General features: G+C 70.6%; 13 protein-coding genes. 8 read left to right on the forward strand and 5 right to left on the reverse strand.

From position 1 onward, the window contains the following. Nucleotides 1–101 precede the first annotated feature (101 nt). Together ABD466_RS13655 and ABD466_RS13660 are read right to left on the reverse strand one after the other, a co-directional pair. Nucleotides 102–422 (reverse strand): lactonase family protein, encoded by a 321-nt coding sequence (locus ABD466_RS13655; protein ID WP_344657376.1) that lies wholly within the window; start codon nt 420–422, stop codon nt 102–104. Continuing rightward, the gene (locus tag ABD466_RS13660) at nt 419–1,042 is read right to left on the reverse strand and encodes a TetR/AcrR family transcriptional regulator (RefSeq protein ID WP_344657377.1); all 624 of its coding nucleotides are present in this window, start codon (nt 1,040–1,042) and stop codon (nt 419–421) included. The genes ABD466_RS13655 and ABD466_RS13660 overlap by 4 nt, the downstream gene beginning before the upstream one ends. 99 nt (nt 1,043–1,141) lie before the next feature. Between ABD466_RS13660 and ABD466_RS13665 the strand changes: the two genes are divergently transcribed. From ABD466_RS13665 to ABD466_RS13690, 6 genes are all read left to right on the forward strand, one after another. Further along, the gene (locus ABD466_RS13665; RefSeq protein ID WP_344657378.1) at nt 1,142–2,098 is read left to right on the forward strand and encodes an ATP-binding cassette domain-containing protein; all 957 of its coding nucleotides are present in this window, start codon (nt 1,142–1,144) and stop codon (nt 2,096–2,098) included. Nucleotides 2,099–2,136: 38 nt separating this feature from the next. Beyond that, a complete protein-coding gene (locus ABD466_RS13670) occupies nt 2,137–2,976 on the forward strand; it encodes an ABC transporter permease (protein ID WP_344657379.1) in 840 nt (279 codons plus the stop codon). 514 nt (nt 2,977–3,490) lie between these two features. Then, on the forward strand, nt 3,491–5,017 hold the full coding sequence (locus ABD466_RS13675) for a Na+/H+ antiporter (protein ID WP_425558641.1): 1,527 nt from the start codon (nt 3,491–3,493) through the stop codon (nt 5,015–5,017). 135 nt (nt 5,018–5,152) lie between these two features. Further along, the gene (locus ABD466_RS13680) at nt 5,153–5,788 is read left to right on the forward strand and encodes a TetR/AcrR family transcriptional regulator (RefSeq protein ID WP_344657381.1); all 636 of its coding nucleotides are present in this window, start codon (nt 5,153–5,155) and stop codon (nt 5,786–5,788) included. Then, entirely contained in the window at nt 5,785–6,429 is a 645-nt protein-coding gene (locus tag ABD466_RS13685) for an ABC transporter ATP-binding protein (RefSeq protein ID WP_344657382.1), read from the forward strand. Before ABD466_RS13680 ends, ABD466_RS13685 begins: the two co-directional genes overlap by 4 nt. Continuing rightward, nucleotides 6,416–7,267 carry a hypothetical protein gene (locus tag ABD466_RS13690; RefSeq protein WP_344657383.1) on the forward strand — a complete coding sequence of 284 codons (852 nt, stop codon included), beginning with the start codon at nt 6,416–6,418 and terminating at the stop codon, nt 7,265–7,267. Before ABD466_RS13685 ends, ABD466_RS13690 begins: the two co-directional genes overlap by 14 nt. Here ABD466_RS13690 and ABD466_RS13695 read toward each other — a convergent pair. Continuing rightward, a complete protein-coding gene (locus ABD466_RS13695; RefSeq protein WP_425558637.1) occupies nt 7,228–9,030 on the reverse strand; it encodes a chloride channel protein in 1,803 nt (600 codons plus the stop codon). The genes ABD466_RS13690 and ABD466_RS13695 overlap by 40 nt on opposite strands. 79 nt (nt 9,031–9,109) lie before the next feature. Here ABD466_RS13695 and ABD466_RS13700 point away from each other — a divergent pair, with 79 nt between their 5' ends. Continuing rightward, on the forward strand, nt 9,110–9,646 hold the full coding sequence (locus tag ABD466_RS13700; RefSeq protein WP_344657384.1) for a MarR family winged helix-turn-helix transcriptional regulator: 537 nt from the start codon (nt 9,110–9,112) through the stop codon (nt 9,644–9,646). A 131-nt stretch (nt 9,647–9,777) separates the two neighbouring features. On the opposite strand, the gene ABD466_RS13705 is transcribed toward ABD466_RS13700, so the two are convergent. After that, complete coding sequence (locus ABD466_RS13705; protein WP_344657385.1) at nt 9,778–10,206, reverse strand: MarR family winged helix-turn-helix transcriptional regulator; 429 nt, start codon at nt 10,204–10,206, stop codon at nt 9,778–9,780. 127 nt (nt 10,207–10,333) lie between these two features. Between ABD466_RS13705 and ABD466_RS13710 the strand changes: the two genes are divergently transcribed. Then, the gene (locus tag ABD466_RS13710) at nt 10,334–11,191 is read left to right on the forward strand and encodes an MBL fold metallo-hydrolase (RefSeq protein ID WP_344657386.1); all 858 of its coding nucleotides are present in this window, start codon (nt 10,334–10,336) and stop codon (nt 11,189–11,191) included. A gap of 33 nt (nt 11,192–11,224) precedes the next feature. Here ABD466_RS13710 and ABD466_RS13715 read toward each other — a convergent pair whose 3' ends face one another. Further along, nucleotides 11,225–12,073 carry a LysR family transcriptional regulator gene (locus ABD466_RS13715; protein ID WP_344657387.1) on the reverse strand — a complete coding sequence of 283 codons (849 nt, stop codon included), beginning with the start codon at nt 12,071–12,073 and terminating at the stop codon, nt 11,225–11,227. Nucleotides 12,074–12,168 lie beyond the last annotated feature (95 nt).

Consider the following 12,168-nt stretch of genomic DNA (forward strand, 5'->3'; position numbering starts at 1 on the left):
GTGGTGCGGGCGTGCCTGCGGGCGCCACTGGGCCCGGGGCCGACAGATCGCCCGCCGTGTCATCGGCGGCGGGCGATCACGTGTGTCGCCGCACCGAGGGATCAGGAGGCTACGACGCCTTCACCGCCGACGGCGTTCGGCACGAGCTCGGAGTCGATCGGGGTGAGGCTGCCGTCGGGGTTGATCCCGAACGCGTCCAGGGTTCCTGTGCCTCCGGTCTGGACGTAGAGGTACCGGCCGTCGCCTGATGCGGCGGAGTCGACGGTGCCCGGGTGGGTGAGGGTGGTGCCGACCGGCTGGAACGAACCGTCGGCGCCCACGCGGTAGACGCTGACGGTGGCGCTGCCGGCGTTGGACACGTACACCAGGTCGCCGACCGCGGTGATCCAGCACGTCACCGCCTGGCCGGTGGCCGCGCTCATGTCCCGCTCGACGTCTCACCGGTCGCGCTCGGCCTGCCGATGAGACGAGGAATGCCGATCCGCAGGGCGTCGATGGCCTGCTGCGAAGTCATCCGTCCGGCCCGCACCTCCTCGCCGGCGGCATGGCCGAGGGCGAGGGTGGCGGCCAGCAGCCAGTCCACCGAGGCTTCCGGGTCGATGTCGCCCTCGCGCTGACCGCGGATCACCACGCGGCGCAGGTGCTCCAGGACCGGGGCGTGACGGTCGCGGTCCTGTTCGGCGGGGGCCGGCGCCGCGGACAGGTGCAGCAGAAAAGGGTCGTCTTCGAAGCTGCGCCATCCGGCTTCCAGAAGCCGGACCAGGGCTTGGTCGGCTGGCCCGGTTTCCAGGTCGGCGGCTTCGATCGCGGCGACGACGCGTGCGGTGGCCCGGTCGATCAAGGCGTTGATCAGGGCGTCGCGGGAGGGGAAGTGCGTGTACAGCGTCTTGCGGCTGATGCCCGCGGCCTTGGCGACCTCGGCCAGACCTGCCTCGGGTCGTTCGGTCAGCACGGCGGAGGCGGCGTTCAGGATCGCCTGGGCGTTGTGCACGGCGTCGGCGCGGCGTCGGCGGGGGGCGGGCGACGGGCTTAAAGGTGACACGGTTGCCAATCTTACCGCGGGCGGTTTACGGTGACAGAACTGTCACGTTTATGGCCGCGACGGTGAGCGCGCCGCCGTGCCACGACGAGGGGATCATCCATGACTCCAGCATCCGACCTGGCAGTCCACGCGGTCGGGCTCACCAAGGACTTCAAGGGCACCCGTGCGGTCGACGGGCTGGACCTGGCCGTCCCGGCGGGTTGCGTCTACGGCTTCCTCGGGCCCAACGGCGCCGGCAAGACGACCACGGTGCGCATGCTGGCCACCTTGCTGCGCCCGGACGCCGGAACGGCGGCCGTCTTGGGCCACGACGTCACCCGCGATCCCGAAGCGGTCCGGGCGCGGATCGCTCTGACCGGCCAGTTCGCGGCCCTCGACGACGACCTGACCGGCGCCGAGAACCTCAGGGTCCTGGCCCGGCTGCTCGGCCACCGGCCCGAGCCGGCGGCCGGCCGCGCCGCGGAACTGCTGTCGGCCTTCGGCCTGGACGAAGCCGCCGGCAAACCGGTGAAGACCTACTCCGGCGGGATGCGCCGCCGTCTCGACGTCGCGGCCAGCCTCATCGTCACCCCCGAACTGCTGTTCCTGGACGAGCCCACCACCGGCCTGGACCCCGCCAGCCGCAACCAGGTCTGGGACGTCGTCCGGACCCTGGCCGCCCAGGGCACCACGGTGCTGCTGACCACCCAGTATCTGGACGAGGCCGACCAGTTGGCCGATCGGCTGGCCGTGATCGACCACGGACGGCTGATCGCCGAAGGCACCCCCGGCGAACTGAAGGCCGCCACCGGCACCGGCGCCCTCCACATCCGCCTCGTCGAGCCCCACCGCCGTGACGACGTCGCACACCTGCTCGCCGCCCGCCTGGACGCCCCACCGCGCCTGGACGGCGACCCGGCCGCGCTGACCATGACAGCACTCGAACCCGGCCGGGCCCTGGCGGTTCTGACAGAGCTCGAACAAGCCGGTGTCGCGCTGGCCTCCTTCGCCCTGGAGCAGCCCAGCCTGGACGAGGTCTTCCTCACCCTCACCGGACACACCCCCATCCCGAGCTGACCGAACCAGCCATCACCTGACCACCGCCGGGAGCAGACATGAGCACGACCACGCCCGCCCACACCGCCGCCGAGCCACGACAGCTCATCAAAGCCTTGTCACCCGCGGCACGGCCGCCACGCCCCGGACCCGCTGCCGCCGCCCGGGTCTTCGCCTGGCGCGCGTTGCTGAAGATCAAGCACGTGCCGGAGCAGCTGTCCGACGTCATCGCCGTGCCGATCATCTTCACGGTGTTGTTCACGTACCTGTTCGGGGGTGCCATGGCCGGATCTCCGCACCGCTACCTGCAGTTCCTCCTGCCTGGAACCTTGGTGATGGCGGTGCTGCTGGCCACGATGTACACCGGCGTCAACCTGAACGCGGACATGGACAAGGGCGTCTACGACCGGTTCCGCACCCTGCCGATGTGGCGCCCGGCTCCGATCGTCGGCGCCCTGCTCGGCGATGCCCTGCGTTACCTGCTCGCCTCCGTCCTCGTCGTCGGCCTCGGGCTGGCGCTCGGCTTCCGTCCCCACGGCGGCGCCGGCGGGATTGTGCTCGGCATGGCTCTGGTGATCGGCTTCGCCTCCGCCCTGTCCTGGGTGTTCTGCTGGCTGGGACTGCTGCTGCGTTCGGCCAACGCCATCATGAGCCTGGCGATGGTCGTGCTGTTCCCGCTCACCCTGGCCAGCAACACCTTCGTCGACCCGCACACCATGCCCGGCTGGCTCCGTGCGGTCGTGGACGCCAACCCGGTCACCCACCTGGTCACCGCCACCCGCGCCGCCATGGCCGGGAGCATCACGGCGGGGCAGGTCGCAGGGGTGCTGCTCACCGCGCTGGCGATGATCGCGGTGTTCGCGCCGCTGACCCTGGGCGCCTACCGCCGCAAGAACTGACCGTCGTCACCGAGACGGAGCCGACCGCGCCGTTCCCCGTCCGCGTTCAGCAGGCCGCGATCGTGCGGCTGCCGCGGCGGGGCTGTGGTGCGGAGCCTGTCCGCGCTGGAGCCCGTGGTGGAAGCCGGTGCGGATCCGGCCTAGGTACTAAAATGATCGTACCTAGGAAGGTGATTCCTATGTCTGTACCGGCTGATCACACCGGTCTGCCGCCGCTGCGGCTCAGCCTGCTTGCGCGTATCCGCGTGTTGTTCCTTCTGCTGCTCTCCCGTGACCAGGGGTCGTTCACCATACTCTGACCAGTGGCCCAGCACGTCGGGCTGCCGTGTGGCGGTCCCCGGCCGAGCCCATTGACCTTCATGGTGTGCGAGCAAGCCGTGAGATCGGCGTGGCGAACTCGTTTGTTGATCAATAGGCTGTGCGGTGGTGCGCCGGGAAGTCTGGTCGGCTCGGGGTTTCCCGATACCTGCCAGAGGTGTCGGATCCGACGATCGGGTTCAGGAGCTTTCCGGTGCTGCATGCGGTGGGGATCGTGCTGGTGTTGGTGGTGTTGGGCACCGCCGTGGCCACGTTCGCGGGCCGTTGGGGGATCCCGGCGCCGTCGTTGCTCGTGCTGGCCGGGATCGCGGTGGCGCTGGTTCCCGGAGCGCCCACCGTCCACGTGGCCCCGGACGTGATCGCGCTGGTGGTGTTGCCGCCGCTGTTGTATGCCTCCGCCGAGGAGATCTCCGCACGCGATCTGCGTCGGGTATGGGCCCCGGTTCTCGTGCTGGCCCTGGGGCTGGTGTTGGCCACGGCCGCCGTGGTCGCCTCGCTGGCGCTGGCGTTGACCGCATTGTCCGGGGCGATGGCGTTCGTGCTGGGCGCGGTGCTGGCCTCCACCGATCCGGTCGCGGTGACGGCCCTGGGGCGGCGGCTGCCGCTGCCGGGCCGGATCCAGGTGCTGGTGCAGTCCGAGAGCCTGTTCAACGACGCCACGTCGCTGGTGTTGTTCAAGGTCGCGGTCGTGGCCGCGGCGGCGGGCTCGGTGGGGGTGTTCGGTGCGGTGGGGAAGTTCTTCGTCCTGGCCGGCGGCGGCATCGCGATCGGCGCGGCGCTGGCCGGGGCCGTGGCGTTGTTGCGCTCGTTCATCGACGACCCGGTGCTGGAAACGGTGATCGCCCTGGTCACCCCGTACACCGCGTATCTGCTGGCGGAGAGTGTCGACGTCTCCGGGGTGACCGCGGTCGTGGTGGCCGGGATCGTCTCCGGCAGCGTCGCCCACCGGATCACCGACGCCCACACCCGGCTGCACCTGCACAGCGTCTACGCCGTCGTGGTGTTCGGTCTGGAGTCGGTGGTGTTCGCGCTGATCGGCCTGCAACTGCCGACGCTGGTCCGCGATCTCGGTCCCGGCGACGCCTGGTGGCCGCTGCAGGCGGCGGTGCTGGCCGCGGCGCTGATCGGCGTCCGCATGGCCTGGGTGTGGCCGACGACCGCCCTGGCCCGGCCGACGCGTTCGTATCCGACGTGGCCGCTGACGCGCGTGGTCACCTGGGCGGGGACCCGGGGCGTGATGCCGCTGGCGGCGGCGCTGTCGATCCCCCTGCTGGCCGACGACGGCACCCCGCTGCCGGGCCGTCCGCTGGTCCTGGTCCTGACGACGGCCGTGGTCGCCGCCACCCTCACGGTGCAGGGCCTGAGTCTGGCCGGCGTGGTGAAGACCTCCGGGCTGGCCGTCGCTCCGGAACACGCCGCGGCCAAGGAGGAGGCGGCCCGCGCGGCGATGGATCAGGCCGTCGTGGAGTACCTGGACGACTTGGCGGCGACCGGCAAGGTGAACGAGTTGGCCGTGGTCCGGTTGCGGGGACGCTATGCCGAGCGTCTGGACCCGGACACCGACGCCGCACTGCTGGAGGACCTGGCCATGTTGCGTCGCGATGTCCTCAGCGTCCAAGCCGCCGAACTGCGGCGCCTGTTCGCCGAGGAGCAGATCGGCGACGGGCTGCGCCGCCGCCTGCAGGCCGAACTCGACCGGCGCGAAGCCGGGCTCGACGCCTGATCCGCCGATCCGCTGAACCGCTGACCCGCCGACCTGCTGACCTGAGCAGCTCTCCTGCGTCTCTGACGTGCGGGAGGGGCATTCGACCGGACACCCGCGTGGATTCTCGCTGAACGAGCGTTTAGTATGCTGTACATGCGTTCAGTCAGGGATGATCGGACCGCGCGGGCGGTGATCCGGGACGAGGCGCTGCGCCTGTTCGCGCAGCACGGCCCGGACGCGGTGTCGGTGCGGCAGATCGCCGCCGCGGCGGGGGTGTCGGCGGCGCTGGTCGTCCATCACTTCGGTTCGAAGGAGGCGCTGCGCGAAGTGGTCGATCGCCACGTGCTCGAGACGTTCGACGCCATGCTGGCCGAGATGACCGGCCAGGGCCCGGAGATGTACGACCCGGCGGCGACCGGGTCGCTGGTGGAAGCGGTTCAGCGGCACCTGCCGCCGGACTCGCCGATGCCGGCGTATCTGCGCCGGATGCTGCTGACCGATTCGGCGGCGGGCCGGGAGTTGTTCGCCAAGCTGTTCACCCTCAGCCGGGGCATGCTGGCCGCGCTGTCCGAGGCCGGCATGGCCACGCCCGGGCAGGACCCGGCGGTGCGGGCGGCGTTGCTCATGGCCAACGACCTGGCGGTGTTGCTGTTGCGTGATCAGCTCACCGAGGCCCTCGGCGTGGATCCGCTGTCCCGGGAGGGGATGGCGCGGTGGTCGGCGGAGATGCTCGCGATCTACGCCACCGGGCTGCTCCCACCCGCGCAGGAACAGGGAGGGCAGCCGTGACTGCCGTACTGACCGCCGAGGGCGTGCGCAAGTCCTACGGCCACCATCAGGTACTCACCGGAGCTGATCTGTCAGTGGATCCGGGCCAGCTGGTCGCGGTCGTCGGGGAGAACGGCGCAGGCAAGTCCACGCTGCTCAAGGCGCTGGCTGGAACGCTGAGGACCGACGCCGGATCGGTGCGGCTGTCCGGGAGTCTCGGCTACTGCCCGCAGGAGGCGGTGCTGTCGGACAACCTCACCGTCGCGCAGCATCTGCGCTACTTCGCCGCCGCCTACCACCTGCCCGGGCTGGATCGCGGCGAGCAGCTGCTGGACAGGCTGGGCTATGCCGAGTACCGGAACGTCTCGGCCGGATCCTTGTCCGGTGGCACCCGGCAGAAGCTGAACCTCACTCTCGCCTTGCTGCACGAGCCGGACGTGCTGCTGTTGGACGAGCCGTATCAGGGCTTCGACTGGGAGACCTACCTGAGGTTCTGGGATCTCGTCGGCGAGCTGCGCGAGCACGGCACGGCGATCGTGCTGATCACCCACCTGGTGTTCGAGCAGGACCGGTTCGACGTCCTGGCCGACCTCACCGGCGGCAAGCTCCATCTGCGAAGCCCGCGCACGGACGGCTCAGGAGGCGATGATGACCGGCGCTGATCTGATGGCCCGGCCCGCCGCCTCGCCGCGGGGACGGGGCGGGTTCGCGCAGTTCCCCACGGCTGTGCGGTTCGCCCTGCGCAACCAGACACGCAACCGCCTGGCCGCCGTGCTGCTGGTGGCGTTCGTCCCTGCCTGGTACGCCCTGATGATGGCGATGGTCGGGCACCAGAGTCTGGACTTCAAGCTGTACTCCACCGGGCAGACGCTCACCGTCGACGGCGGGCAGCTGACCCTCATCAGCGCCGGTCTCAATGCCCTGTCGCTGATCGTGGGCTTCGCCATCTTCGACGCCATCCGCAAGACCCTGGCCTTCGACAAGCGCTTGGTCTTCGCCGGCTACCGGCAGGCGAACCTGATCGGTGCCAAGACCCTGTCGATCAGCGTCATCGCCACCGCCGTCGCGCTCTACGCGGCTCTGGTGCTGCTGGTGTTCTGGCGGCCCTCGTTCGGCGGCTGGCTGGCGATCGCCGCGGGATACGCCGTCATCGCCTTGACCTACGGCGCGTTCGGGCTGCTGCTGGGGGTATTGGTCAAAGGCGACCTGGAGGGCTTCTTCCTGATCATCATGGGTGGTCTGATGGACACCTTCCTGCAGAACCCCCTCGGCAACCCGCTGGCGAACAAGCCGGTGCTGGAGTGGTTCCCCTCGTTCGGGCCGATGCAGGCCGCCGTCGGCGGCGCCTTCGGCCACACCGCCTTGTGGGGGCGGCTGGCGCTGGGACTGGCGTGGGCAGCCGGGTTCGCGCTGTGCGGGCTGGTGGTGTTCCGCATCAGGACTCGTAGCCGTCGCCTTGATCAGGCCGGGCTGCGGTGCACCGCCAGCAGCACGGCCTGATGTGTGATCCATCCGGACAGTCCGGTGCCGGTTTCGTCGAGCACCGGCAGTCCTGAGGGCGCGGCGGCGACCAGGTCCGCCAGAGCTTCGGCCAGGTCGCTTTCCGCGTGGACCGGCTTGGGTGCCGAGACGACTTCGCGGACCGGCTCGTCGTCACGTCCGCCTTCGGACAGCACTTCGGCGACCGCCTGGGCCGATGCGATTCCGAGGAACGATCCGTCGTCGTCGGTGACGGGCAGCGCGCCATGGCGGGAGATGGCCAGGGCGTCAGCGGCCTGCGACAGGGAGGTGGCCGCCGGGAGGGCGGCCGGGACCGGCTCCATCACCTCGGCGACGGTGATCCCGGCGAACGGCGACGTCGGCGCCGGAGTGGACAGGTCGATGCCGCGGCGGCGCAGTTTCAGGGTGTAGATCGTGTCGCCGGTGATGGCCTTGCTGGTCAGGGTGGCCAGCACGATCGCGGCCATCAGCGGCAGAATGATCGAGTACTCGCCGGTGAGCTCGAACATGATGACGACCGCGGTGATCGGGGCCCGCGCCGCGCCGGCGAAGACCGCTCCCATCCCGACCAGCGCGTAGGAGCCGACCGGACCGACGGTCGAACCGAAGACGTCGTGGGCGGCGAGCCCGAACGCCGACCCGGCCATCGCCCCCATGAACAGGCTGGGGGCGAACACTCCGCCCGAGCCGCCGATGCCGATGGTCAGGCTCGTGGCGACGACCTTCCCGGCCAGCAGTGCCAGCAGGAACCCGATCGCGTACTTGCCGGCGACCGCGTTCTCCAGCACCGGGTATCCGACCCCGTACATCTCGGGCAGTACCAGCAGCACCGCGCCCAGCAGCAGCCCGCCGACGGCCGGGCGGGCCCACTCCGGCCAGCGCCACGCCCAGTCGCAGGCGTCTTCGATCAGGTAGAGGATCCTCGAGAAGGCGACGCCCGCGATCCCCGCGCCCACGCCGAGCGCCGCGAACAGGACCAGCTGCGACACCTGGGCGGCGTGGAAGGGCGGCAGGGTCAGGAAGGGCACGTTTCCGAACGCGGCCCGGCCGATCACCGAGGCGGTGACCGAGGACAGCACGATCATCCCGAAGCCCTCAGCGGCGAAGGAAGTGAGGATCAGCTCCATGGCGAAGAAGACCCCGGCCAGCGGGGCGTTGAACGTCGCCGCGATCCCTCCGGCCGCGCCGCACGCGACCAGCAGCCGCATCCGGTCCTCGCCGGCGCCGGCCACCCGGCCGACGGTCGAACCGAGCGCCGAGCCGATCTGCACGATCGGGCCCTCGCGGCCCACCGATCCACCGGAGCCGATGCACAGCGCCGAGGCCAAAGACTTCACCACCGCGACCTGGGGGGCGATCCGGCCGCCTTTGCGGGCCACGGCGTACATCACCTCGGGCACCCCGTGCCCGCGCGCTTCGGGGGCGAACTTGTAGACCAGCGGGCCGTAGATCAGCCCGGCCACGACCGGGGTGAGGAGCACGAACCACATTCCCAGGGCCGGAACATGCGGGTTGGCGACGTGCCCGGCGGCGGAGTAGTCGGCATGGCCGGAGAACAGGTGCGTGAACGTGGTGATCAGCCAGCGGAACACGATCGCCCCGCCTCCGGCGCCGGCGCCGATCGCCAGGGCCAGGACCACCAGGCCGCCCCGGCCGGTGGCCAAGGTGTCGAGGAGGCGGTTCAGCCCCCGGCGGTTCGGGACCGGCAGCAGAGGGGAGGGTATCCGGCGTGCGGCGCCTTGGACGGAGGGCATGGTTTGCATTATGCAAACAATGGGGCTGGTCGCGTCAAGCCGGTCTCACGTCCGACACGGCGTTCGTGGGCGCGATAGAACTGGACGCATGAGTCCGCGAACCGCCGACGACGACAAGGATGCTCCGTCCTCCGCAGCCGCCCGCAGGGCTCGTGCCGCCAGCGAGGTCGACCGGGTCACCGATGCCGTCCTGACCGCGTCCCGGCTGCTGGTCGCCGTGTCGGCGCGCTCCTTGAACGAGGTCGAGGACAGCCTGACCCTGCCGCAGTTCCGCGCCCTGGTCGTGCTGGCCTCTCGCGGACCACTGCGGCTGACCCACCTGGCCGGGCATTTGGCGGTGAACCCCTCCACGGCGATGCGGATGGCCGAACGACTGGCCGCCGCCGGGATGATCGACCGCTCGCCCAACCCCGAGAACCGCCGCGAGTCCATCGCGTCTCTGACCGACGCCGGCCGGCAGGTGGTCGAGCAGGTCACCAGCCGGCGACGCGAGGAGATCACCGCCATCGTCGAACGGATGCCGGCCGACCACCTCGACCGGCTCGCCGAGGCCCTGGAATCCTTCAGCGCCGCGGGCGGCGAACCGTCCGCGGGATATGACCCGATCCCGCTCGGCTGGCAGTAACGCAAAGCACTGTCACTCGTATCCTCACCGCAGGCTGAGCGGGGTCGCGGAGGCGACGCGGGTCAGCTTCTCCGGATTGCGCACGTAGGAGAGGCCGGTGATACGGATCAGGTGGGCGCGTGGTGTACCCGTCATGACCCTGTTAGCGCCTGCTTGAGGATGCCGTAAAGAACGTATTGCTGTTCCGGGCTGAGGACGGCGAGCGGCGTGTCCTGGGCAAGGAGTTCCAGGAGTCGCTCGCGAGTGGCGGCGCCTTCCGCGGTGAGGACGAGGTGCTTCGCACGGCGGTCGGAAGGGTGCGCATGCCGCTCGACAAGGCCCAGTCCCTCGAGCTTGTCGATCACGAAAGTGGCGTTGGACGGCTCACAGCCCATGCGCTCGGACAACTCCCGCATGGTCATCGGTCCGGTCATCTCCCGCAGCGCGGTCGCCTGCGGCGCGGTGAGGCCCAGGGCGACGGCGCGTTCGCGCAGGTGGTCGGCGATCCGCTGTGCCAGCCCGTTCACCATGCCGCAAAGATTGCGCGCGGCGACGGCGGGCGGTTCTTCCGGCGTGGTCATGCGCGTACTCTAGCAACTCATCAAGCTGAAATATTTGAAGCTTGCATACTTCTGACTTGATGCTTATGGTCGTGGTGCCAACCCGAGGAGTGCGGCCGAAGGCCCTCGGCAGAAGGAGGGTTCGACGGTGACGCGGCTTGACGGTGGCGAGGACGAGCGGCTGCGACGGCCGGCCGGCATCCGCACGGTGCGGTTGGGCGACGCTCGGTTGTCCTACGTACCCGATGGCGTGGTGCGGCTCAGGCCCCTAGCTTCGCTCCCTGATACCACCAGCGAGGTCTGGGCCGCCCACCCCCAGTACCTGGACGAGTCCGGCAACCTCGTGGCGAGCATCGGCGGCCTGTTGGTGGAGTACCGCGGCCGGGCACTGCTGATCGACGCGGGGTTCGGCCCGCGGTCCTGGCTGCCCGGTGCCATCCACGGAGGCGCGCTGCTGGACAGCCTCGCCGAACTCGGCCGCAGGCCCGAGGAGATCGAGGCGGTGGCCTTCACGCACCTGCACCCGGATCACACCGGCTGGGCCTGGCACCCCGTCCCGGGCGGCGACCGGTTGCCCTTCGCCCATGCCACCTACCTCCTGTCCGAAGAGGAATGGGCCGGGCGCGACCTGGTCGGGGCACAGGAGATCGCCGCCCTGACACCGCGCGTCCGGATCGTGGCCGACGGGCAGGAGGTGTTCCCCGGCGTACGGATGCGGGTCACCGGCGGCCACTCGCCCGGGCACGCCGAGTACGTCATCACCTTCGGCGGGCAGCGGCTGATCGCCTTCGGCGACGCCCTGGTCTCCCCGATCCAGGTCGGCCACCCCGGCTGGTCCTCTTCCTTCGACCACGATCCCGCCGAGTCCGCGGCGCATCGCCGCCGTCTCGTCGCCGAGCTGGCTGAACCCGGCACCATCGGCTTCGGCGTGCATTTCGCCGACGTGGTGTTCGGCCGCGTCCGGCCGGAGGGCGATCACTTCGCCTGGCATCCTCTGGATGCCTGACGGCCATGGAACCTGGCCGGGCATGGTGAACCACTAGAGACGTGTCGCGGTCCTGACAAGGTCGGCGACGGCCCTGGACCGGCTGTGCGGTGGCCAGGCGATCACGGTGGTGACGTTCGGCGCGTCCAGCACGGGCACGGCGGCGAGGTCGGCGTGCAGCTGGGTTCGGCACGACTCCGGTGAGACCGCGCAAGCCCGGCCGAGCGCGACGAGCTGCAACAACTGGGCGTGGTCGCGGACTTGCGGGCCGGGGCCGGGCGGGTAGGTGCCGTCCGCGTTGGGCCAGCGTGGCAGGGGCAGGCCCGGCAGGCTGGAGATGTCGGCCATGTGCACATGGGACCGAGCGGTGAGCGGATGCCCGGCCGGCAGGACCACCACTTGGCCCTCCGTGCTGAGCTCTTCGGTGTGGAGCCCGGCCGTCGAGTCGAACGGCCGGTGCAGCAGCGCCACGTCGGCTCGGCCCTCGCGCAGGAGCCGTCCCTGCTCGGCCGGGCCGCACAGGATGACGTCGACGGGGACCGCGCCCGGTTCGGCGGCGTACGCGTCCAGCAGTTTCGCCAGCAGTTCGCTGGACGCGCTGGCCTTGGTGACCAGGACCAGGCCGGGGCGGCCGGTCGGGGAGAGGGCGGCGCGGCGGGTCCGGCGCTCGGCGGCGTCGACCGCGTCGAGGGCCGCTCGGCCCTCGTCCAGCAGCACCGAGCCGGCCTCGGTCAGCGTGACGGTGCGGCTGGTCCGCTCCAGCAGCACCGCCCCGAGTCGCCGTTCGAGTTGTCGGATCGCCCGGGACAGGGGCGGCTGCGCGATCCCGAGCCGCTGCGCGGCGCGCCCGAAGTGCAGCTCTTCAGCGACAGCGACGAAGTAGCGCAGTTCCCGGGTCTCCATCCGGCCACAGTACTCCGCATCGATACCCTGACGGTATCGTTGCCCACCCAATCGGTCTTGGACGCCCTCGGGAGTCCGAAGGCAGCATGGTCCCC

Origin of the sequence: Catenulispora subtropica (assembly GCF_039531675.1) — a bacterium.
GTDB classification, from domain to species: domain Bacteria; phylum Actinomycetota; class Actinomycetes; order Streptomycetales; family Catenulisporaceae; genus Catenulispora; species Catenulispora subtropica.